Annotated in this window: 21 protein-coding genes and 1 tRNA gene; 9 read left to right on the forward strand and 13 right to left on the reverse strand. The window is 38.7% G+C overall.

The window, feature by feature from the left end:
• Nucleotides 1-60 precede the first annotated feature (60 nt).
• Complete coding sequence (locus BVC88_RS13230; protein ID WP_075351169.1) at nucleotides 61-1,218, reverse strand: acyl-CoA dehydrogenase family protein; 1,158 nt, start codon at nucleotides 1,216-1,218, stop codon at nucleotides 61-63.
• A gap of 181 nt (nucleotides 1,219-1,399) precedes the next feature.
• On the opposite strand from BVC88_RS13230, the gene BVC88_RS13235 reads away from it, so the two are divergent.
• Together BVC88_RS13235 and BVC88_RS13240 are read left to right on the forward strand one after the other, a co-directional pair.
• Nucleotides 1,400-2,365, forward strand: coding sequence for a phosphotransferase (locus BVC88_RS13235; RefSeq protein ID WP_075351170.1), 966 nt, complete (start codon nucleotides 1,400-1,402; stop codon nucleotides 2,363-2,365).
• Nucleotides 2,366-2,448: 83 nt separating this feature from the next.
• A complete protein-coding gene (locus BVC88_RS13240) occupies nucleotides 2,449-3,687 on the forward strand; it encodes an ADP-ribosylglycohydrolase family protein (RefSeq protein ID WP_075351171.1) in 1,239 nt (412 codons plus the stop codon).
• A gap of 52 nt (nucleotides 3,688-3,739) precedes the next feature.
• Here BVC88_RS13240 and BVC88_RS13245 read toward each other — a convergent pair whose 3' ends face one another.
• The 5 genes from BVC88_RS13245 to BVC88_RS13265 form a co-directional block, all read right to left on the reverse strand.
• Entirely contained in the window at nucleotides 3,740-4,324 is a 585-nt protein-coding gene (locus BVC88_RS13245; RefSeq protein ID WP_075351172.1) for a hypothetical protein, read from the reverse strand.
• A gap of 398 nt (nucleotides 4,325-4,722) precedes the next feature.
• Complete coding sequence (locus BVC88_RS13250) at nucleotides 4,723-5,235, reverse strand: acyl-CoA thioesterase (protein ID WP_075351173.1); 513 nt, start codon at nucleotides 5,233-5,235, stop codon at nucleotides 4,723-4,725.
• A gap of 11 nt (nucleotides 5,236-5,246) precedes the next feature.
• Nucleotides 5,247-5,873, reverse strand: a complete 627-nt coding sequence (gene pncA / locus BVC88_RS13255; protein ID WP_075351174.1) for a bifunctional nicotinamidase/pyrazinamidase — start codon at nucleotides 5,871-5,873, stop codon at nucleotides 5,247-5,249.
• The gene (locus tag BVC88_RS13260; RefSeq protein WP_075351175.1) at nucleotides 5,860-7,347 is read right to left on the reverse strand and encodes a nicotinate phosphoribosyltransferase; all 1,488 of its coding nucleotides are present in this window, start codon (nucleotides 7,345-7,347) and stop codon (nucleotides 5,860-5,862) included. The genes pncA and BVC88_RS13260 overlap by 14 nt, the downstream gene beginning before the upstream one ends.
• A gap of 25 nt (nucleotides 7,348-7,372) precedes the next feature.
• On the reverse strand, nucleotides 7,373-8,176 hold the full coding sequence (locus tag BVC88_RS13265) for a DMT family transporter (RefSeq protein ID WP_075351228.1): 804 nt from the start codon (nucleotides 8,174-8,176) through the stop codon (nucleotides 7,373-7,375).
• Between the two features lie 144 nt (nucleotides 8,177-8,320).
• Between BVC88_RS13265 and BVC88_RS13270 the strand changes: the two genes are divergently transcribed.
• The gene (locus tag BVC88_RS13270; RefSeq protein ID WP_075351176.1) at nucleotides 8,321-8,770 is read left to right on the forward strand and encodes a peroxiredoxin; all 450 of its coding nucleotides are present in this window, start codon (nucleotides 8,321-8,323) and stop codon (nucleotides 8,768-8,770) included.
• Here the strand turns inward: BVC88_RS13270 and BVC88_RS13275 are convergent.
• Complete coding sequence (locus tag BVC88_RS13275) at nucleotides 8,760-9,428, reverse strand: ABC transporter ATP-binding protein (RefSeq protein ID WP_075351177.1); 669 nt, start codon at nucleotides 9,426-9,428, stop codon at nucleotides 8,760-8,762. The genes BVC88_RS13270 and BVC88_RS13275 overlap by 11 nt on opposite strands.
• A gap of 139 nt (nucleotides 9,429-9,567) precedes the next feature.
• Here BVC88_RS13275 and sucC point away from each other — a divergent pair, with 139 nt between their 5' ends.
• Entirely contained in the window at nucleotides 9,568-10,782 is a 1,215-nt protein-coding gene (sucC, locus tag BVC88_RS13280) for an ADP-forming succinate--CoA ligase subunit beta (protein ID WP_075351178.1), read from the forward strand.
• A gap of 12 nt (nucleotides 10,783-10,794) precedes the next feature.
• Nucleotides 10,795-10,868, forward strand: a tRNA-Arg gene (locus BVC88_RS13285).
• Nucleotides 10,869-11,312: 444 nt separating this feature from the next.
• On the opposite strand, the gene BVC88_RS13290 is transcribed toward BVC88_RS13285, so the two are convergent.
• Nucleotides 11,313-12,209 (reverse strand): DUF3078 domain-containing protein, encoded by an 897-nt coding sequence (locus BVC88_RS13290; protein ID WP_075351179.1) that lies wholly within the window; start codon nucleotides 12,207-12,209, stop codon nucleotides 11,313-11,315.
• Between the two features lie 44 nt (nucleotides 12,210-12,253).
• Between BVC88_RS13290 and BVC88_RS13295 the strand changes: the two genes are divergently transcribed.
• Entirely contained in the window at nucleotides 12,254-12,529 is a 276-nt protein-coding gene (locus tag BVC88_RS13295; RefSeq protein ID WP_075351180.1) for a YidH family protein, read from the forward strand.
• 55 nt (nucleotides 12,530-12,584) lie between these two features.
• Here the strand turns inward: BVC88_RS13295 and ppk1 are convergent, their stop codons facing one another.
• Nucleotides 12,585-14,708 (reverse strand): polyphosphate kinase 1, encoded by a 2,124-nt coding sequence (gene ppk1 / locus BVC88_RS13300; RefSeq protein WP_075351181.1) that lies wholly within the window; start codon nucleotides 14,706-14,708, stop codon nucleotides 12,585-12,587.
• Between the two features lie 102 nt (nucleotides 14,709-14,810).
• Nucleotides 14,811-16,769, reverse strand: a complete 1,959-nt coding sequence (gene gyrB / locus BVC88_RS13305) for a DNA topoisomerase (ATP-hydrolyzing) subunit B (protein ID WP_075351182.1) — start codon at nucleotides 16,767-16,769, stop codon at nucleotides 14,811-14,813.
• 347 nt (nucleotides 16,770-17,116) lie between these two features.
• Here gyrB and BVC88_RS13310 point away from each other — a divergent pair, with 347 nt between their 5' ends.
• From BVC88_RS13310 to BVC88_RS13320, 3 genes are read left to right on the forward strand one after another with little or no spacing between them, the layout of a single operon-like run.
• The gene (locus BVC88_RS13310; RefSeq protein ID WP_075351183.1) at nucleotides 17,117-17,860 is read left to right on the forward strand and encodes a bacteriorhodopsin-like; all 744 of its coding nucleotides are present in this window, start codon (nucleotides 17,117-17,119) and stop codon (nucleotides 17,858-17,860) included.
• Between the two features lie 37 nt (nucleotides 17,861-17,897).
• Nucleotides 17,898-19,058 (forward strand): lycopene cyclase family protein, encoded by a 1,161-nt coding sequence (locus BVC88_RS13315; RefSeq protein WP_075351184.1) that lies wholly within the window; start codon nucleotides 17,898-17,900, stop codon nucleotides 19,056-19,058.
• A complete protein-coding gene (locus BVC88_RS13320; RefSeq protein ID WP_075351185.1) occupies nucleotides 19,045-19,932 on the forward strand; it encodes a Brp/Blh family beta-carotene 15,15'-dioxygenase in 888 nt (295 codons plus the stop codon). Before BVC88_RS13315 ends, BVC88_RS13320 begins: the two co-directional genes overlap by 14 nt.
• Here the strand turns inward: BVC88_RS13320 and BVC88_RS13325 are convergent.
• From BVC88_RS13325 to BVC88_RS13335, 3 genes are read right to left on the reverse strand one after another with little or no spacing between them, the layout of a single operon-like run.
• Nucleotides 19,913-20,296, reverse strand: coding sequence for a CoA-binding protein (locus BVC88_RS13325; RefSeq protein ID WP_075351186.1), 384 nt, complete (start codon nucleotides 20,294-20,296; stop codon nucleotides 19,913-19,915). The two genes, BVC88_RS13320 and BVC88_RS13325, sit on opposite strands and share 20 nt — an antisense overlap.
• On the reverse strand, nucleotides 20,277-21,239 hold the full coding sequence (locus BVC88_RS13330) for a GNAT family N-acetyltransferase (protein WP_075351187.1): 963 nt from the start codon (nucleotides 21,237-21,239) through the stop codon (nucleotides 20,277-20,279). The genes BVC88_RS13325 and BVC88_RS13330 overlap by 20 nt, the downstream gene beginning before the upstream one ends.
• Entirely contained in the window at nucleotides 21,236-22,054 is an 819-nt protein-coding gene (locus tag BVC88_RS13335; protein ID WP_075351188.1) for a 1-acyl-sn-glycerol-3-phosphate acyltransferase, read from the reverse strand. Before BVC88_RS13335 ends, BVC88_RS13330 begins: the two co-directional genes overlap by 4 nt.
• Nucleotides 22,055-22,214: the final 160 nt, after the last annotated feature.

A 22,214-nucleotide genomic window follows, 5' to 3' on the forward strand; every position in this document is an offset into this window, starting at 1 on the left:
GGTATAAACTATTTTTCCTGAATTACTATAAAATCTTGGTTTTGATCAAACAATCTTGAATTATTTCAAGATTTTTCTTGCAATCAGTTCCTTCATGATTTCATTAGTACCGGCATAGATTCGCTGCACTCGAGCGTCTGCATAAGCTCTTGCTACTCCATACTCCCACATGTAGCCATAGCCTCCATGAAGCTGCACGCATTCATCGGCTACTTTACACTGAAGTTCGGTCATATTGTATTTTGCGGCGGAAGCCATTGCAGGATCGAGCAGCTTGTCATTGTGAAGAATAACCAACTGGTCACAATAAATTCTCCCTTGCTCCAATGCTGCTGTCATCTCAGCCAGTTTAAACCGGGTATTTTGAAAATCGGAGATTGATTTATTAAATGCTTTTCGTTGTTTCACATACTCTACCGTAGCCTGAAGCATGTATTCTCCCAATGCGATAGCAGCAAGTGATACAACCAAGCGTTCTTGAGCCAACTCATGCATCAAATACTTGAAGCCATCTCCTTCTTTTCCCAAAAGGTTTTCTTTTGGAACTTTCACATCTTCAAAAAATAACTCGCAGGTATCTTGAGCATGTAACCCAACCTTCTCAAAAGGGACTCCCTTGGTATAACCCTCCATTGAATTATCCAGAACTATTAGGCTTATTCCTTTCGCTCCTTTACTAGGATCAGTTTTCACTGCTACCACCACCACATCGGACAGGTAGCCATTTGTGATAAAAGTCTTTGAACCATTTACCAAATAGTAGTCTCCATGATCTATTGCCGTAGAACGCATCCCCTGAAGATCTGAACCTGCTCCCGGTTCGGTCATAGCAATTGCACCGATGTATTCTCCGGAAACCATCTTAGGAATGTATTTTTTCTTGGTTTCTTCATTTCCATAATGCAAAATATAGGGCATTACAATATCGCTATGCAATGGATAACCAATTGCCGGCCCTGAACATCCGCTTAATCCAAGCTCTTCGATCAAAATGGCATTATATCGAAAATCCTGAATATTCATCCCTCCCAATTCTTCGGGGGCCTGTATTCCAAGAAATCCATTTTCACCTAATTTCAGCCAACTTTCTCTGGAAACCATCTTCTGTTTCTCCCATTCTGAATTATACGGGGTAATCTCACGTGCTATAAATTCTTTCACAGATTGTCTAAAAAGTTCGTGCTCTTCGTTGAAAAGTAATCTAGGTAGTCCAAACATGATTTTATAATTGGGTTTAATTTCAGCTCAAAAATAGGAATTTTTAATGGCTCTTATTTTCCGTTTGTCCTCTTAAAGACCTTTTCAAAACAATATCTATCAGTAAAACACAAGAGACTATTGATAAAAAAACTAATGAGTAGATTCGCTGTTAAAATTAAATCCGAAACTAGAACCAACCATGTTAGATATTCAGGAGCATAACTCTATAGAAATACTGAAGAAACTACCCTACTGGAAAACCAATGAAAGTATCATTTCTGCACTACCTGCGGGAGAAAGTAATATGAATTTAGTACTTCGGGTAAAGACAAATTTGCGGTCATTTATCTTAAAGCAATCCAAAAATTATGTTCGAAAATTCCCACAGATACCTGCCCCAATTACACGGATTGAGGTCGAACATGCATTTTATGAATTAGTACAAAACGAAAAAGCTCTCTCAGATTTTTCTCCAAAAGTGATTCATTTTGACCCTGAAAATTACATTTTACTTACAGAGGATTTGGGGGAAGGAAGTGATTTTCTGGAATTATATTCAGGAAAAAAGCAGCTCTCTCTGGATCAAATTAGGCAATTAGCAAATTACTTAAATACACTTCATGAAATCCAAACAGACTCATTTCCATCAAATCTGGAAATGAAAAAGTTAAACCATGAACATATTTTCAACTTCCCATTTGAAGAAAACAATGGTTTTGATTTGAATTCTATTCAGGCCGGTTTACAGGAAATCAGTTTGCCCTTTAAAAGAAACCAATCGCTCAAAGATGCTTTGAAAAAATTGGGTACACGCTATTTGGCAACGGGGAAAACACTTATTCATGGCGATTTTTATCCTGCCTCCTGGCTGGAAATAAATGGTAAACTGAAAATTATAGATCCCGAATTCGGTTTTAAAGGGGATGCTGAGTTTGACTTGGGGGTTCTTTTTGCACATTTACAATTGAGTAAACAACCCCAAAATCTCAAGGAAGAATTTCTGAACATTTACAAAAAAGACTTCGAACAAAAACTAGTGGATCAATACGAAAGCGTTGAAATCATGCGCAGGCTAATTGGAATCGCACAACTTCCAGTTGACCTTACGATTGATGCCAAGAAAAAACTTCTTGAGGACGCCACGAACCTACTGACGCACTCATGAAATGCCCATGAGAAAAGTTCTCACTCAGGGGAATGATTATCCAGGGTATTCCATATGACCGCTAAAAATCAAAATATAAACATATGAAAAAGCTGATCTACTCTTTTCTTTTCTTCGGCTTTCTTTTTTCCTGCGGTAAAAAGCAGGAAGAAAAAATCGAGCCTTATGACAAACTGGAAATTAGCGGCTTAAGTGAGTCAGAACTCCAAGATAAAATTCTAGGCATGCTTGTTGGCTCCGCAATCGGAGATGCTATGGGGGCTCCAACAGAAATGTGGTCCAGAGAAAACATCAACGAAGCTTATGGATTTGTGACAAGATTGGATACCATGATTCGTGAAACTTCTCCCGAGGGGATTTGGATTGCAGATCTTCCTGCGGGCGGAACTACGGATGATACAAGATGGAAAGTCCTGACCGGTCGCTACCTGATGACCCAACAAAATCAGTCACTTTCTGCCAGTGATTTCGCAACTCAAATTCTTAGCAAATACCAAGATTACACTGAAGAATTTAATGCAATCAAAGACACTCTTCCCGAATCTTTTGAAGAGGTTAATCTTAAACTTGGATGGCTTCAAGAGTGGGCTAAAGTCAGTGAACCATTTATAGCAAATAATCTGGTTGATTATTCGGATGCTCTGGGAAAATTCTATGGAGGAGAGATGGTTTGTGCAGGCTTATTATACGCTCCTGCATTGGGAATTTACTTTCCTGGAGATCCGAAAAAAGCCTACCGTGAAGCTTATGCGCTTTCGATTTATGACTTGGGCTACGCCAAGGATTTGACCTCTATAGCTGCGGGAATGACTGCCGCAGGAATGAAAAAAGCAGCTACAAGAGATTCTCTTTTAGCTGCACTTCAGGTAGATCCTGAAAATTATTTTGAAAGCCGATTAGTGGGAAGGACTGCAAACTCCATCTTAACCAACGCACTGAATATCAGTAGTGAATCACACCAGTTAGACAGCCTTAGTGTCGGTTTGGATCCGGCGAGTCCTGCACTTCAAGCAGCATTTTCAGCTTTAGACCAGCGGCTGCAGGACATGCCTTTTCACGCAGGGGAAATTTGGCTTCAGTCCCTCACCGCCATGATTTATGCAGATTTTGACTTTATGGGAAGTTTGGTTTTCCTAGTGAATTACGGTAGGGATAATGATACCACGGCGGCAGTGGTAGGCGGTATTCTTGGAGCTTATTATGGTTTTGAACAACTCCCTCAACTGGAGCGGGAACAAGTCCTGAAAGTTAACAAAGAGCTTTTAGGAATTGATTTGGAACAAATCGCAAAAGAGTTGACTTCTCACATGCTTAAAAAATAAAAGAACCCTGAATCTCTTGATTCAGGGTTCTGGTTTTTAGGTTTGAGAGCAATTAGAAATGTAAGATTCTAGTTCTTCCCAAGGAATCTTTCACCTCGAAATAAACTTCTTCCGGAGAAACACCTTTTAATTTGTAGTCTTTTCTAAAACCTTCTGGCTGGTTAACAGTCTCCTGGAAAAGAATCTTGTTTCCATTTTCCATCCGGATCTTTACTTCCACACCAGGATTTTCAAGTCCGATAACGGCGAGATTAATCGTCTCATCATCAATCTGATGACCATATGCCATTAAAGGATAATCGACTGCTGCCTTTTCTTTTTCAAAAGTTTCGACTGTATAGACGACTTCCTCATCCTCGGTAGAAATCATGACCTGATACTCTCCACAAGGCAAATGGTCCAAGTTATAAGGAACCATCAAATCATTGTTGACTTTTACTTTCCTTTGATGAAGGATTTTGCCATTCTCATCCATAATGGCGATTTTAGCTTTTCCTACCCCATCTTTAAGAAGTACATTGATGTGCTTGAATTTTGCATTGACATTTGACATTGCTGCCAAGTCTTCGTTTTCATTTGCAGCAAAACTAGATGTAGCTAAAAGTCCTGCTAGAGCGAAAGTGAATAAAGTTTTCATAATAATGTTGGTTTAGATAATGAGTTGGTTTAGTACGTTATGCCATTACTCCTTGCGAAGCCCGTACCACCTATGCCATGACCCTGCATTGGAGTCCATTTTCAGGGACTGCTTTTTTTGAAAAATTAACTTTCAGGCAAAATTAAATTTGGCAATAAGTCTGATTTCTTTACAAAAATTGTCTTGAAAGGGTACAATTTCTCGTTCGCTTGTCACGATGCCGAACAGTTTTTGATGATTTTGCCAAAAAACCAGGTTGCATCATATTGCGCGCGTTAGTAAAAATTAATCTTGAAAAAATTTTCAACACCTTGGATTCAAATATTTTATAAAAAAAAACCTGTACGGTTATGTACAGGTCTTGTCCGCTGGGACACATATTTTTGATATAAATCAAATCAACTCTTGAGTTCTGTAGCCAGCCATTTAACACGATCTTTGATATTCATCGTTGAAACATCCAAGTTTCCTGAGGTAGCTTTTAGAAAATCCTGAACTGCTCCGGTATGATCTGTGGATTTCCCCTCTCCCAAAGTGACATATCGCATCGTTGACCAAAGGAGTGTTTTCAATTGAGTTTTAGAATCATCGGTCATATAATATTCCACCACCATAGTATTATGATTATGCCATATTACCCGGCTCATGATCCTGACCCACTCGCCTACCATAGCAGGCCGAACGTAGCTGATGTTATGGTTATATACCACCCAAGCTGCTTTATAAGTACGAATTAGATCTATGATTTCCAATCCATAAAGCTTTGGCACTTGATCTTCTCGGGCATTGAAGAAATAATCAAAGTACTTGGCATTATTCAAATGCCGAAGCGGGTCACAATCCTGAAAGCGAATCACGACTCTACTTTCAGTTTCTTTTGGATAATGTTTCTCAGGGTTGTACTCAAACATATTCTTTTGCTTTATAAATCATCACTTGTTATCAACTTTACTCCTGCTGCTTCAAGTTCTGCCAAGGCATCTTTGCCATCCTCTGGATTTAAATTCACCGCCCGAGTAGCATCAGTAAACAGAAAAGTATCAAACTCAAGTTCATTCGCATCTAGGGCAGTGAACTTGACACAGTAATCCAAAGCCAACCCACAGATAAAAACTCGGTCGATTTGATTCTTTTTAAGGTAAGTGGATAGACCAGTATCGCCTCTTTTGGCATTATCAAAAAAACCTGAGTAGGAATCCACTTCCCGGTTCATTCCTTTTTGAAAAACCTTTCTCCAGGTCTTCTTAATCAGATCTTTTGAAAATTCAGCTCCTTCTGTTCCCTGCACACAGTGAACTGGCCAAAGGACTTGACTTAATCCATTCAAATCGATTAGTTCACCGATTTGTCGACCTGGATTATTAGCAGCAAAACTTTTATGATCCGCAGGATGAAAATCCTGAGTAACTACTATAAAATCGAACTTATCTTGAATAGCATTGATCACGGGGATGATCTCATCACCTTTTGGAACCGCCAAGGCTCCCCCCGGAAGAAAATCATTCTGAACATCTACGATGATCAGCGCATCCTTTTCAGTCAGTTTCATGATCTAGTTTTTTAGCTTTTAAAACCAATTCCATTCGCAATTGATGTAGATTTTCTTCCAACCCTACTGGGTACAAATGTGGATTTACCAATCGCTTGTGTGTTTTATCCAAAGATTCCAACTGGGATTTTGCTCGGCTTCTGATTTGATCCATGGTGGGAGAATCATAGACTATTTTCCCTTTTCTGAATATCTCTTTGAGGAGAATTTCCTCCTGATAGAAATAAGGCATCAGTCGTTTCCGTCTAGTAGGATCGATAGGATCAATGATGATTACACCTTTGGGGTCTATAGGCTTGTCTTCCAGATAAATCATATCTGCTACAGCTTTTTCTTTGGAATAGTATCGTTTCACATTATGGAAACCCGGAATATTTATTTTCAAGGATTGCTGAGAAAGCTTAATTTTTGGCTCCCATTCCCCATCCTCATTTCGAATTGCTGACAATTTGTAAACTGCACCTAGAGCTGGTTGATCAAAAGCTGTCACCAATTTAGTTCCTACACCCCAGACATTTATTGATGCTTCCTGAGTTTTCAGGGAGGTGATAATGTGCTCATCCAGATCATTTGACGCTACTATCTTCGCATCTTTAAATCCCTCTTCATCGAGCATTTCTCTTGCCTTATTACTGAAATAGGCCAGATCGCCTGAATCGATTCGGATTCCAACCATTTCCTTCCCTTTGCTTCTCAATGCCTTCCCCACTTTAATAGCATTCTTTACCCCATTGAGCGTATCATAGGTATCTACCAAAAAGATACAATTGTCAGGGAATGCATCTGCATAAGCTTCAAAAGCTTCCAATTCCGTTTCGAATGACATAATCCAGCTATGCGCATGAGTACCTGATACTGGGATTCCAAAAAGTTTCCCAGCCATCACATTACTAGTGGAAGCACAACCTCCTATATAAGATGCACGGGAAGCAGCCAGTGCACCGTCTATTCCCTGTGCTCTTCTCAATCCAAATTCCAAGACAGGCTCGCCTTTGGCTGCCAAATTAATTCGGGCAGCTTTGGTGGCTATTAAAGTCTGGAAATTCAGAATATTCAATAAAGCTGTTTCCAAAAGCTGACATTGAATTAGCGGCCCTTTTACTCTTACAAGTGGTGAATTTGGAAAAACCACTGTTCCTTCTTCCACAGCATCGATATCACAGGAAAATTTCATTTTGGAGAGGTAATCCAAAAATGCCTTTTCAAAAACAGGAGATCCCTCCTTGGATTTCATATCCGCCAGATAAGAAATATCAGCCTTTTCAAATTTAAAATTTTTGCAATAGTCTATGACATAGTCCAATCCCGCAGCCAGCGTGAAACCTCCTTGAAAGGGATGCTTCCTGAAAAAAAGATTAAAAACTGCTTCTTGCTCAGCTTTCCCCGATTTCCAATAGGCATAAGCCATCGTGATCTGATAAAAATCAGTAAGTAATGCGAGTGAAGATTGATATAAGTCTTTGGTGATTTTCATGGACAAAGGGTTATTCTTAAGTCTCTTACTTTTCTCTTAAATTCAATAAAATTCCGAGCAAAACCAATCCCATACCCACGTAAGACATTACACCGAAAGTTTCTCCAAAGAAAAGGAATCCAAAAAATAAGGCGTAAAGAATACCGATATAGCTTAAACTGGAAACTTTAGAAACGTTTGCATTTTGATAAGCAATGGTCATAAAGTATTGTGCTGCCTGGGTGCATATCCCTATCCAAAGCAAAATCAACCAATCCCAACCAATTGGCTGAACCCAGGTAAAATAGCTGACAAGTGATGCTACCGGCAAGGTGACTAGCGGAAAATAGAAAATAATGACAAGCGGGTGTTCTGTATTTTTCAATTTTCGGATGACATTATACGCAAGACCAGAAAATAAAGCGGAAATTATTCCTATACTGACATACAGAAGGTTAACCCGAGCATCAAATCCCTGAAGCACGATAACTCCGGCAAATGAGATCCCAAAAAATAGAAACTGAATAGGTCTTACCCGCTCCTTGACTAGAAATATCCCAAGAATTGTGGTGAAAATCGGAGATAAATACTGAATCGTAACGGCCGAAGCCAGTGGGATTTTTTGTAAAGTATAAAAGAATGAAATCAGTCCAACTGAGCCAACTATACCTCTTATGATCAGTAGCTTTCTATTATTACCGAAAACTGGCACACCTATTTTCTTCAGCACCAAAAAGCTAAAAACTAAACTAAAAATAGAACGGAAAAGGATAATTTCTATGGCAGGAATATGAGGAATGAATTTCACCGAGACGTTCATCAACGCAAAAAATACCCCTGCCAAAAGCATGGACTGCACACTGGTAATTTTCAAAATCGGTGGTTTTAAATTCCTTATTCTCCAAAGGTAAAAAGGATTTATAAAGTTCAACCTTTCTAATTGATTCGCATTTTCAAAAAAACCTTTCAAGATTTGTAAAGTTAAACTCTCACTATGGCATTATCTATCGGCAAATTGGCCCCAACATTTTCTTTAGCCTCCACAAGCGGCAGTACATTATCCTCTTCGAAAGACTTACAGGGAAAAAGCTTTATTCTTTATTTTTATCCCAAGGATTTCACCCCGGGATGCACAGCAGAAGCTTGCGAGTTCCGCGATCAATTCGAAGCATTTCGAGAGTTGGAAATTCCGGTATTTGGGATTAGCAGAGATTCTATCGAAAGTCATCTCAAGTTCAAAGCAGCCCACAAACTTCCATTTGAATTACTTTCTGATCCAGACGGAAAAGTATGTAAAGCTTATGACGCTTTGATCCCATTGATCAAAATGCCCAAAAGAGTTACCTATTTGATTGACGAATCAGGAAAAATAGCAGGTGTGTTTTCCGAAATGTTTGAGTCCAAAGGCCACATAAATGCCATGCTTAAAAAGCTTAAGAAATAAGATCCGAAGCCTCAATCAATCCATCTTTCATAGTCACTTTTCGATCTGCCATATTCGCTAGCTCCTCGTTGTGTGTGACGATTACGAATGCCTGACCAAGTTCTTTGCGAAGGGTGAAAAACAATTCATGAAGACCACGGGCGTTTTTAGTATCTAAATTTCCTGAGGGTTCATCTGCGAAAACCACAGCTGGATTATTGATAAGAGCTCTTGCCACAGCCACTCGCTGCTGCTCTCCCCCACTTAAAGTATTTGGCTTTGAATCCAACCGATGTGAAATTCCCAATAATTCGGCAAGCTCAGCAGCTTTCTTTGCCAGCTGATTTGAATTGGTATTTCTGATAAAACCTGGAATCTGAATATTTTCTAAGGCCGTAAACTCCGGCAAAAGATTATGGAATTGAAAAATAAATCCTATTTGTTCATTTCTGAATTTTGCCAGCTCTTCTCCTTTCAATCGGATCAAATCCAAACCATTCATTTCAATCTGCCCACGATCAGGCTTATCTAAAGTTCCTAAAATCTGAAGCAAGGTGGATTTTCCTGCTCCTGAAGAACCTACAATAGAAACGATTTCAGATTTAGAAATCTCCAGATTTACTCCTTTAAGTACTTGAAGGTTTCCATAAGATTTATGGATTCCGTTGGCTTTCAGCATACTAAGTTTTTTTTATGTCTCAAAAATAGAATAAATCCCTCAAATTCAGGAATCAAAGCCTTTTTTCCCGAAAAAAGGAATAATTCAGGTTTGATTTATCAACACTTTGAACGTAACTTCGTGCAAAAATTCAGACAGGATGAATATTCACGAATATCAGGCTAAAGAAGTACTAAAAGGTTACGGTGTACGAATTCAGGAAGGCATAGTAGCTGACAGCCCTGAAGCGGCACATGAAGCAGCAGTAAAACTCAATGAGAAAACAGGCACTTCATGGTTTGTAATCAAAGCACAAATTCACGCAGGTGGTCGTGGTAAAGGTAAAGTACAAGAAACCGGATCAAACGGTGTGGTACTAGCCAAAAAACTGGAAGACGTAGCCGAGAAAGCCAAGAATATCCTTGGTGGGACTTTGGTGACACACCAGACAGGTCCTGAAGGTAAAAAAGTCAATAAAGTTTTGATCGCTGAGGATGTGTATTATCCTGGAGCTTCAGAACCAAAAGAATATTACGTATCGATCCTACTCGATAGAGCTAGTGGTAGCAATGTGATCATGGCTTCTACTGAGGGAGGAATGGATATCGAAGAAGTTGCAGAAAACCATCCTGAAAAGATTATCAAAGAATGGATCGATCCTAAGGTAGGCTTACAAGGTTTCCAAATCCGAAAGGTTGCTTTCAAACTTGGTCTTAGCGGAAATGCATTTAAAGAAATGGTGAAGTTTATCGCTGCTCTTTATAAAGCTTATGAGGCTACAGACTCATCTCAGTTTGAGATCAATCCTGTTTTAAAAACTTCTGATGATAAAATCCTTGCAGTAGATGCGAAGGTTAACTTAGACGATAATGCACTTTATCGTCATCCAAACTTGGCTGAGTTGAGAGACGTAGCTGAAGAAGATCCTTTGGAAGTAGAAGCCGGTAAATCAGGTCTTAACTATGTGAAGCTTGACGGAAACGTAGGTTGTATGGTTAATGGTGCTGGTCTTGCAATGGCAACCATGGACATGATCAAATTAGTAGGTGGTGAGCCTGCTAACTTCCTGGATGTAGGAGGAGGAGCAAATGCTACTACTGTTGAAGCTGGATTTAGAATCATTCTTCAGGATCCAAACGTAAAAGCAATTTTGATCAATGTATTTGGAGGAATTGTAAGATGTGATCGTATCGCTAGTGGTGTGGTTGAAGCTTACAAATCAATCGGTGATATCAGAGTTCCTATCATCGTACGTTTGCAAGGAACTAACGCTGAAGAAGGCGCAAAGATTATTGACGAATCAGGTCTAAAAGTAGCTTCGGCTATCACTTTGAAAGAAGCTGCTGATAAAGTACAGGCAGTCCTTCAGGGTTAAAATAAAAAGTACGCACTCGTAGTTCAACTGGATAGAATATCAGATTTCGGCTCTGAGGGTTGAGGGTTCGAATCCTTCCGAGTGCACGAAGCTCAGACGAAAGTCTGGGCTTTTTTTTTGTTTTTTTATTTGAAAAGAGGAACTCTATAAGCACTTATAACACTTTCCAAAAATCTAACTGAAGCTTTTACATTATCCCCTACTGGCTGGAATCAGAATCGCTGTCCTCATGAAAAACTCGAAGACGCTAAAGATTCCCCCTTCCAAAAAATCTAGTCTTTACCTCTTTATTGTTGGCTGTACCGAAAAAGTGTTCTGGATATTTAAAAGCTTTTAAATCTAGACTATACAATTGTTTTGTAGGAAAATAAAAAAAATTGGATTTTTTGGAGAGGGTAAAATAAAAAAGCAGGAGAAAATCTCCTGCCCTTTATTTGAAAACTAAACCAACTATTATTTAACTACCACAATGAATTCAAAAATAATACATTTATATTCAAATCAAAACACCAAATAAAAATTTGTTTGATTTATTCTTTCACAGGGAAATTACCTCGTTTAAATGCAATTCCCAATGCTAAACCTTGGCTAAATTGGATTTTACTGTCCTGATCAAAATCATATATTGTCAGGGAAGTCAAACTCACATTAATTAGGTTCGAAACTTTGGCAGTAAGTCCTACATCAAGTCTATGATCTATTGTTTTGAATGCTAGAGTTTCATAATTCGCAAACATTTGATATCTCATCTTCAAGGATAGATTCTCAGACAACTTCTTATTCCAATCTGCCAAGAGGCTAAATGCCAACCATTCTGTTCGAACTGTTTCTCCTATCTCCACACCATAATTATCAGGTACATTCAAATACAATTCAGTATCTGAAACAAAAGTCCATCGAGGGGAAAAAGGAGAAATACGAAGACTGAACTCATCATTTGGCTTATATTCCAGACCTATTGAGGTAGTCAGGTAGGCGGGATTTGCAAATTTGGAAATCAAAGTACGTTCAGTATCTGTGAAATTATAACCTGGAGCAAACTGGGAAAGAAAATTCATCCCTAAGAAGTAATTCCACTTGTCGTTTATCTTATAACCGACTTTGGTATCCATAAAAAGGACGTCATTGGATTTTCTTCCATCTTCGCCTTTATTTTTGACCACACCATAGATAAAATCAAATTGATTGTCCCATGACCATTTTTCCTTTGCATAGTTAGCTCTACCATTAAGATAAACGCTAAAGGCTACTGAGTTTACGCCCCCGCCTTTCCAGTTATCACTAAATGATGCTTGATTAATATTTAATCCTCCTGCAATTTCCTTAAGCCAATAGCTTGTATCCGCTTTTGTCAATGCGTCTTGATCCTGAGCAATCACTTGACCCACTAAAAAAAGTAGAAGGGAAAACGTGTAAAATCTTTTCATAATAAGTAGTTTAAATTCAATTATAAATAGAACAAGGCACAAATATGGAAAATGACTTTGAAAATGAATTAATTATTCGTGATTATTTGGCAAGACAGCGTACTACTTTGGCAAATGAACGAACTCTGCTTTCTTTCATTCGCACCTCACTTTACTTCTTGGTGAGTGGGACTGCCCTATTCGAAGTTGAAAAACTTGCTCATGTCAGTAATCTCGGATACGTAGCTTTTGTATTGAGTTTTTGCTCTTTAATTATTGGTGTAATCAATTATTTCAAAGTAAAAAAAAGACTCAAAATTGGGAATTATAAACCAATGTGATCTGGATATAAACTTTCTGGCAACAAAAAAGCTCCATACTTGGAGCTTTTTTGTTCTAGTTTACTAATCGAACCTTGGAAACTTCTTCAGGATCCAATTCAAAAAACTCTTTATGAATATTAAACTCACTTTCACCCTCAGCAGGTTTCTTAGGCAGATAAGAACCATCTTCCTGCATCACATAAGAGTTTACATTGTCTCGAAGGTTATATGAAATAATATTCATCAACTGCTTCTCCAGCAAAGGGGCTTCTATTTTAAATAATGACTCCAGTCGTTTATCAAAGCTTCTCACCATCATATCAGCACTACCTGCATAAGTCCTGGTTGCACCATTATTATGAAAATGATATATTCTGGAATGCTCCAAAAAGTCCCCTACAATAGAAATTACCTCTATATTTTCACTTAGCCCAGGTCGCTGAGGACGAAGACAACAAATTCCTCGGATAATCAATTTAATAGTAACCCCAGATTGAGAAGCTCTATATAATGCATAGATAGATTCGGAATCTTCCAATGAATTAACTTTAATGAAAATACCACTTGGAAGTCCATTTCTGGCATTTTCAGCTTCCTTCTCGATATACTCTATCAATTGGTTTCGCATATCGCGAGGAGCAGTAATCAAGTTTTGATACTGACTCGGCATGGAATGTCCCGTAATTACATTGAAAAATTCAGAGACATCATTTGCTATGACCTCATTGGTAGTCATCAATCCAATATCGGTATAGAGTCTCGCTGTATCCTCATTGTAATTACCAGATCCCAAATGTACAAATCGCGTAATTTCAGACCCATCTCGCTTCACTATCAGCAAAAGCTTGGTGTGAGTCTTAAGGTTTGAAATCCCATAAATCACAAAACAACCTGCCTTTTGAAGTTTCTTCGCCTCACGAATATTATTTTCCTCATCAAATCGAGCCTTGACTTCAAAAAGAACTGAAACATGTTTCCCATTTTCAGCAGCTCTCAAAAGTGATTTTGTGATTCTACTGTCTTTTGCAAGGCGATAGATAGTCATTTTGATCGCCATCACATCCGGATCATCAGCAGCCGAATCAATAAGATCTAAAATCGGGTCAATATTATTATAGGGTTGGTGAAGGAGTATATCCTTTTCTTTCAATGCTTCAAAAATCTCAACTGTACCCTCGTCTTGATAAGATAGAGGTTTTACCGATGGATGAACCTGTGGCAATCTCTCCTTAAATCTTTTATTACCAACAACCTGCCAAAGTCCAGTAAAATCAAGCATACTGGATCTTTTTACTAGAAAAACAGAGTCCATTTTAAGATTCCATCGCTCTAAAAGGGAATTAAGCATCCATTTGCTGTAGCCTTCTTCAATTTCGATTCGTACTACCCGACCTGTTTTACGCTCCATCAATTTCCGCTTCACTTCTTCCAGGAAGTTTGCGTCCATATCTTCACTTTCTTCAAGCGTGAAATCTCCATTTCTAGTGATCCTGAAAAGGCTGATTCCAGCAATCTCCACATTTCTGAAAAGGGAGATAATATTTTCCCGGATAACTTCTTCTATGGGAATTAGGAAAAGCGAATTCTCCCGCTCAATTTCAAAAAAGCGAGGAATGTTTGCCGGGATCTGGACAAAACTAAGCTTCCGCATATCCTTTCGATCTCCAGGGCTGGTAGTCACCACTCCGAATACCAGAAGTTTATTCATCAGTATTGGGAAAGTTCTGTAGCCATCATAAACCATCGGCGTAAGCATAGGGTAGATGACTTTCTGAAAATATTGATGTACTTTTTCTTTTTCTGCCTCGCTCAACTTGGAAATATTTCCAAGAGTGATGTGTTCACTTTGCATTTCGGGCAGGATTACCTGTGTGAAATGTTCGTGTTGATCCTGATGAAAAATTTGACACTCACTCATCAGTTTGGCCTTGAAGGGCTCCTCCCGTAATCCTGAGTAATCGACTCTTTCTTTCTCGTAGTCCAGATAGTTGTACAATGAACCAACTCGGATCATGAAGAACTCATCCAGATTGGAAGCAGTGATCGCAAGGAATTTCAATTTTTCAAAAATCGATCTATGAGATTTCTTAGACTGATCAAGAACTCTGTCGTTGAAAGTCAACCAACTCAAGTCCCGACTGACTAAGTCACTTTTTTGAATAATAGAATCGTATTTATCGGCAACTGCTAATTTCATAGCTCAAAATTTTATAACAGGAACAAGATATAAGTTGATCGGTTTCGAATTGTATTCTAAATATTTTAAATTAAAAAAAGGGCTAAAAAAGCCCCTTTTTAATTAGGTATCGATTTTAGCGTACTTCGCATTTTTTTCAATGAATTCACGCCTAGGTGCAACTTCATCTCCCATCAACACACTAAACAAGTGATCTGCTTCTGCAGCTGAATCAATGGTAACCTGCTTGATCGTACGAACATTTGGATCCATGGTAGTCGTCCAAAGCTGCTCAGGGTTCATTTCTCCAAGTCCTTTGTATCGCTGAATTCCTACGCTGTCTTCTCTTCCGTCTTTTGCCATCTCTGCAGTAAGGATTTTCCTTTCCTCCTCAGTCCAACAATAACGCTCGTCTTTTCCTCGCTTCAAAAGATATAAAGGAGGCAAAGCAATGTATACGTATCCATTTTCAATCAATGACTTCATATATCTAAAGAACAAAGTCAAAATCAGAGTTCGAATATGGGAACCGTCAATGTCCGCATCAGTCATGATAATAATCTTGTGATATCTCAAGCCTGCCAGATCAAGTTCTTTATCATCATTGGCAGTTCCAAATTTCACACCTAAAGCGGTTAGAATATTTTTGATTTCCTCATTGTCATAAATTTTATGCTCGTGCGCTTTTTCCACATTCAGAATTTTTCCTTTCAAAGGAAGAATTGCTTGGAAATCCCGATCTCTTCCCTGCTTGGCAGATCCTCCTGCCGAGTCCCCTTCCACTAGATAAAGTTCACATACTGTGGGATCGCTGTTTGCACAATCTGCAAGTTTACCCGGCAATCCGCCGCCGCCAAGTATATTTTTACGCTGTACCATCTCTCGGGCTTTGCGCGCTGCATGGCGAGCCTGAGCTGCAAGAATAACCTTTCCTACGATAGTTTTTGCTTCACGAGGATGCTCTTCCAACCATGACTGTAAGGTCTCAGATACTGCAGAATCAACCGCACCAACCACATCAGAGTTACCTAATTTACCTTTAGTCTGACCTTCAAATTGTGGCTCTTGTACTTTTACCGAAATAACCGCCGTTAGACCTTCTCTAAAATCATCTCCAGACACTTCGATTTTAAGCTTATCGAGCATTCCCGATTTATCTGCATAGGATTTCAATGTTCGTGTCAAGGCTCTTCTGAAACCGGTCACGTGCGTACCGCCTTCATAGGTATTGATCGTATTCACATAGGAAACCACGTTCTCCGAATAGGAATTATTGTAGCTCATGGCTACTTGCACAGGCACATTACCCTCGTTTGATTCAATATAAATCGGCGCTTCGATGATCTTCTCTCTGCTGACATCAAGATATTCGACAAATTCAACCAGACCTCCTTCAGAGTAAAACTCATCTGATTTGAAGGAACCGTCATCTTCTTGCTCTCGGAGATCTGTTAAAGTGATACGGATTCCCGCATTCAAAAAAGACATTTCCCGAAGACGATTGGCGATGGTTTCGTATTTGTATTCAGTTATAGCAAAAATTGATGCATCTGGCTTAAACTGAATAGTTGTTCCTCGCTTGTCGGTCGTTCCAATCTGTCTTGCTGGATACTGTGGCACTCCGATTTTAAATTCCTGCTCAGTGATTACACCATTTCTGTAAACCGTAGCCTTCAAATCAGTAGAAAGCGCATTTACGCAGGAAACTCCTACACCATGCAAACCTCCGGAAACTTTGTAAGTATCCTTGTCAAATTTACCGCCGGCATGGAGTACAGTAAGCACTACTTCTAAAGCAGACTTTTTCTCCTTTTCGTGCATGTCAGTAGGGATTCCCCTACCGTTGTCCTCCACGGTAATGGAATTATCCTCGTTGACAGTCACTCGGATCGTATCACAATGCCCTGCGAGCGCCTCATCTATGGAATTATCTACTACTTCCCATATCAGGTGATGAAGTCCTTTGATTCCGATATCACCGATATACATGGCGGGTCTCTTTCGAACCGCTTCCAGACCTTCTAATACCTGAATATTACTGGCACCGTATTCTGCTGGATTCTTAGCTTTTTCTTCACTCATATTTTTTTGGAGAAAACCCTCAAAATGGGCTCAAAAAGGTGTTTTTTATATTTTTCAATAGGATGCAAGATAGGGAAAAAAAGTGACTCAATCGACACTAATCATATCCTTTTGTGAGGAAACTTTATGGATATCCTACATAATCTGAAAACAGAATAAAATTCTAAATTTTGATTTTTTCTCGATTTTTTTTCATACGGTTCATCATTCAATTCTAACCATATGTTTCTCATAAATGACGACTTATCACTTTTTGTTAAATCTTTGATAAAAAATATTAAACAAATATTATTCTGAATTACTTATAATTTTCAAAATAACCAAAACACTTAACCCGTTCAAATCTTATGAATTACACCTTATCGGCAGATCTAATTGGTTTAGATCGAATCATCAACTCAGACCCAGTAGCAATTACCTTCTTTATTGGCTACATGGCAATGCTCGCTTCATCAGTTTTCTTTTTCGTAGAAAGAGGCTCTGTTGACGGAAAATGGAAGCTCTCGCTTCTAGTATCAGGTCTCATTACAGGTATTGCCGCTGTGCATTACTACTACATGAGGGATTTCTATTTACAAACAGGTACCAGTCCAACAGCTTTCAGATATGTGGATTGGACTTTGACAGTACCATTGATGTGTGTTGAGTTTTATTTATTGACCAAGCCATTTGGTGCGAAAGGTGGAACTCTTTTCAAATTGATCGTTGCTTCTTTGGTAATGTTGGTCACAGGTTATATCGGTGAGACTTCAGGTATCGATAGCAATATCATGTGGGGAGTAATCTCAACTCTAGGTTATTTATATATCGTTTATGAAGTTTTTGCTGGTGACATTGCAAAGCTTGCTAAGGATTCAAATAGCCCTGCTCTTGGTAGTGCAATGTTCCTTTTGAAGATTTTCATCACACTAGGTTGGTCTATCTATCCAATCGGTTACATGGTGCTTCCAGGCAATTTATTGTCAGGAGCGTTTGAAGTAAGTTCTATCGACTTGTTCTACAACATCGCCGATGCGATCAACAAAATTGGATTTGGACTAGTAATCTATTCAGTAGCAATCGCTGAATCTAACAAGACTTCAAAAGCCTAATTTTAAAAACGAGCCATTTTTCCCTACCAAGGGAGAGATGGCTCTTTTCTCTTCTATGGAAAGATACGACTACATATTCGCAGGTGCAGGTTGTGCCTCCTTGAGCTTGGCCTACCATCTCATGCGTAGCTCGTTGAAGCATAAAAAAATATTACTGATTGACCCCAATATTTATCAAATACCAGATAAAACCTGGTGCTATTGGGCAAAAACTCCCTTGGAAATCCACCCAACAAACGCCATTCATTCTTGGGATAATCTAAATTTAAAATTCGGGACAAAATCCCAAGTCAATCCTCTTGGTGACTTGAAATATTATCACCTCAACTCAAAGGATTTTTACCAATCTATTCATCAGGAGTTTAAACTTCTTGAAAATATAGTTTATAAAGAATCTACTGTAACCTCCACTCAAGAAGTGGATTCAGGAGTAATTGTAACCACGACTGATGGAGAAAAATATGAAGCTCAGATGGTATTTGATTCCAGATTTGACCCGAATCAGATAATACCTAGCGCCCATCTGAAACAAATTTTTTCAGGATGGAAAATCGAAACATCTAAGCCAATTTTCGATCCTTCCTCATTTACATTGATGGAAATACAGGAAAACTCAAATTCACAATTTGATTTTTTCTACATCCTCCCTTACTCCAAAAACAGTGCTCTCGTTGAGTTTACCGCATATTCCAAAACTAATATTGATAAATTGGCTTTGGAAAAAGAGTTAAAATCATACCTCACTAGCTTACTCAAAACCGAAGATTATCAAATCACCTTTCAGGAGACAGGCGTCATTCCCATGACTAATAAATCTGTAAACCGGAAAAAATCCAATCGAATCATTCCTATCGGAACAGCAGCCGGATGGACTAAGGCCTCAACTGGCTATACTTTCCAAAAGATTCAAGGGAATTCAAAGAAAATAGTATCAAACTTGGAAAATGGTTCAGCTGCTACTAATGGAATCAGCAGAAGCCGAAGATTTGAATTTTATGATAACATACTTTTAAATATTGCCAGTAGGTGGCCAGAAAAGTTAGCTGGAGTATTTGAAGATCTCTTTAAAAATAATCCGACTGAAAAAGTATTGAGATTCTTAAGTGAAGAAACTACCCTAGTGGATGAAATCAAACTTCTCAGCAGATTAAAATTCGGTATTTTCATCAAAAGTCTTCTTAGATATGAATCGCATTGAGATTACTTTCAAAGCGGTAGGCCTAGTTATTTGCCTTTTATTCGTACTCTTCTCATCACAGAATCAACTGATTGAGTATTCCATTTTCTTTGTTGCACTTACTTTTCTGGGCATTCCTCATGGAGCTATTGATCATCTTACCTCAGAGCCTGAAATTTCAAAGAAAGGCTTTTTGACCTTCCTGATAAGCTATGTTTCCTTGATTGCATGCTATCTGATTAGCTGGATTTTCTTCCCCATTTTCTCCTTGATCGCCTTCCTGCTGATGTCAGGATATCACTTTGGCCAGACACATTTCATCAATAGACCTGTCCAAAAATCAGCGAAGGCTCTTCTCTATACTTCCAGGGGGATTTTCTTTCTTCTGTTAATTTTAAGTGGGGATTTTGAACTCACCCAAGAGATATTAGATCCTATTTTAAATGTTTCAAGCTTGAGCCAATACCTGATTTTAATTTTGAGCGGCTCCTTACTCTTAACAATTATAGTACAATGGATTTCCAAAGTGAAATTCACTCGATCGGATCTTTTCGAGCTGTTGGTACTTGCCCCTATTCTCTATTTCAGTCCCCTAATGATAGGGTTTATTGTATACTTCAGCTTTTGGCATGCATTACCAAGCATGATATCGGAATACAAATTTTTAAAGAGGTACCCGAATTACAATACAGTCAAAAAATTTGCCGCTCAACTAATCCCTTTTTCTGTAATCAGCTTGATTGGAATAGCATTAATCCTGATCCTAGGGATGAATTATTTAAATACCAGCGAACTAATTTTAGTCTTTTTTATCTTGATTTCTTTGATTTCATTTCCTCATATCCTGTATATGGATAGATTTTGGAATAAGGCAACTAGAACTGGCCGGTTCTAAGCATTACCAGGTTACAGGCATTTATTGCCTCAATCCCCATCTTTTGAGCTTTTCGCATAAACTCAAAATTTTCTGCTCCGGGGTTAAATATAATTCGCTTAGGCTTGAGGCTAAGGAGATAATCAATCCATTCTTCTTGGTTCTGCTCACCCAGATAAAGAGTGATGGTGTGAATATTGGATAATTCTGGCCTAGATCGAATATCTAGAATTTCGTTACCGAATACTTGCCCTTTCTTAATACCGATAGGAATAAAATCAATACCCTGCTCCATGAACTTACCGGCAGCGAAGTACGCAAAGCGGCTTGGGTTAGGAGTTGCTCCGACTAGTAAGGTTAGTTTTTTAGATTTCTCTTCCAGCATACACTTTATCCCGCTCAAATGTATCCATATGCCGATGTTTCTTCGTCTCGTAGATATCTGCAAGCGTAATTAAAATCCCAGTCTCCTCCACTTCCCCAAACTCATCATTGAGTGCAGTACCAAAGGTCATCATCGTTGGTGAAAGATTCATATAAGTATTAATCAGTGGCGGGATATTTTCACCATAAGACCGAACCTGACTATTTAAAAACTTATAACCTTCTTTGTAAGCAAGCCCTTCAAAAGGATTACCCTGATTAGGAAGGTCTGTTTTATAACTGAGCTTAATTGACTCTTTTGGTTTCACCAATTGGTCTCGATCCGGGAAGTAATGATTCAAGAACATCAATAAAAGATCTCTGGCCTGTGGATTATAATGCGGGTACATCGTCACTTTACCAAAGAGATATTTCACCTCGGGATTCAAAAGTACTACTGCCCCAAGTCCATCCCAAAGATTGTCCAGACTGAAAATACCCTTTCGATTATCTATGGCTGGCTGATATTTTGGCTGCACAAAAGATCTCCCAAGCTCAATGGTATAAGGGAGGTAATCAGAAACAAATCGCTCTGAAAAATCAAACAGATGCGTAGTGGAAAGATTTATATCTCCATTATCCAAAACCGCATTTTTGCAATTGATCAATCGATATCCCGCAACAATCTCTTCATCCTCCGGACTCCAAGTTATCAACTGATCATAACAATTTTCGCAGGTATCATTTTCATCCAGATCCAAAGCCAGGCCTGTTCCGCCACCTGCCGCTCTGAAAGTCAACTCCCTAAGCCTTCCGATCTCCCGGACCACATTGGGTGAGTTATGAAAATTAACCAGATACACTAGATTATTTCCATTATTGGTATACCTCAAAAATCGCTCTTCTGTAAGTTCACTTTTGATGATATTCTTATCTACTGCCGGAATTACCGCTACTTCTTTCATGCTTTGCTGCCTAGTTCGTAAACTCTGTCCCTGAGGTAATCAGCCCATTGGCTATCTGTTTTTAATTCATCAAAAGTGAGATAAGAAATAGGCTTATCGATTCGGATTACCACTTTTTTCCCTCGTTGCTTGTACATCTCATCCACCAAATAGAACATTTCAATATTAGCCTTGATCCCTATTTTTTTTCTCCAAAAACCCAAATTGTAGAAAAATTTGGAATTATTACCTTCTATAAAACAAGGAATCACATCTTTTTTAAATTTCTTGGACTTAGCAATGAAGCTTTTCTTCCATTGTAGATCTTTTATTCCCTCATCTCCTTTTCTGGAAACTAAACCGGCCGGGAAAATTAATACAGCACAATCACTGGAATATACTTTTTCTATCCGTTCGTAGACCTCCTGAGAATTCTTACCATGTTTATTGATAGGAACAAAAAGCGGCTCGAAATTTTTAAAAGTCATCAAGAGATCGTTTACCAAAAAACGTATGTCACTTCGGATTCTCCCCATGGCATACATCATCGCAATGCCATCCATGCCGCCAAAAGGATGATTTGCCGCAATAATGACCCCACCCGTTTTAGGCAGATACTCCTCTCCGATCAACTCTACCTCCAAGTCAAACTCACCCATCAGGGCATTGACAAATTCCAATCCATGTAAATGCTGGATTCGATTGTAAACGTCATTCATCCAAGCTTCATGCGTGACTCGCTTAATGTAAGAAACAACAAAACCAGGAATCCACTTCAGTAGTTTAGGATTCTTTGAATTGATCGCTTGCTCAATATCAATTACTTTTTTGCTCATATCATGCTAGTACCTGGACCGGATATAAAACCGAAATAATTCAAATTTTCCCTTAAAATAAGTCCAAAAGTACAAAAAATCAGTCTTTGTCTAAGATTCAAGTTTTGAAAAGAATTAGACTCCTGAAAACCAATTCGATTGGATTTTGTAGTATTAAAAA

Origin of the sequence: Algoriphagus marinus, assembly GCF_001936475.1 — a bacterium.
Classification (GTDB): domain Bacteria; phylum Bacteroidota; class Bacteroidia; order Cytophagales; family Cyclobacteriaceae; genus Algoriphagus; species Algoriphagus marinus.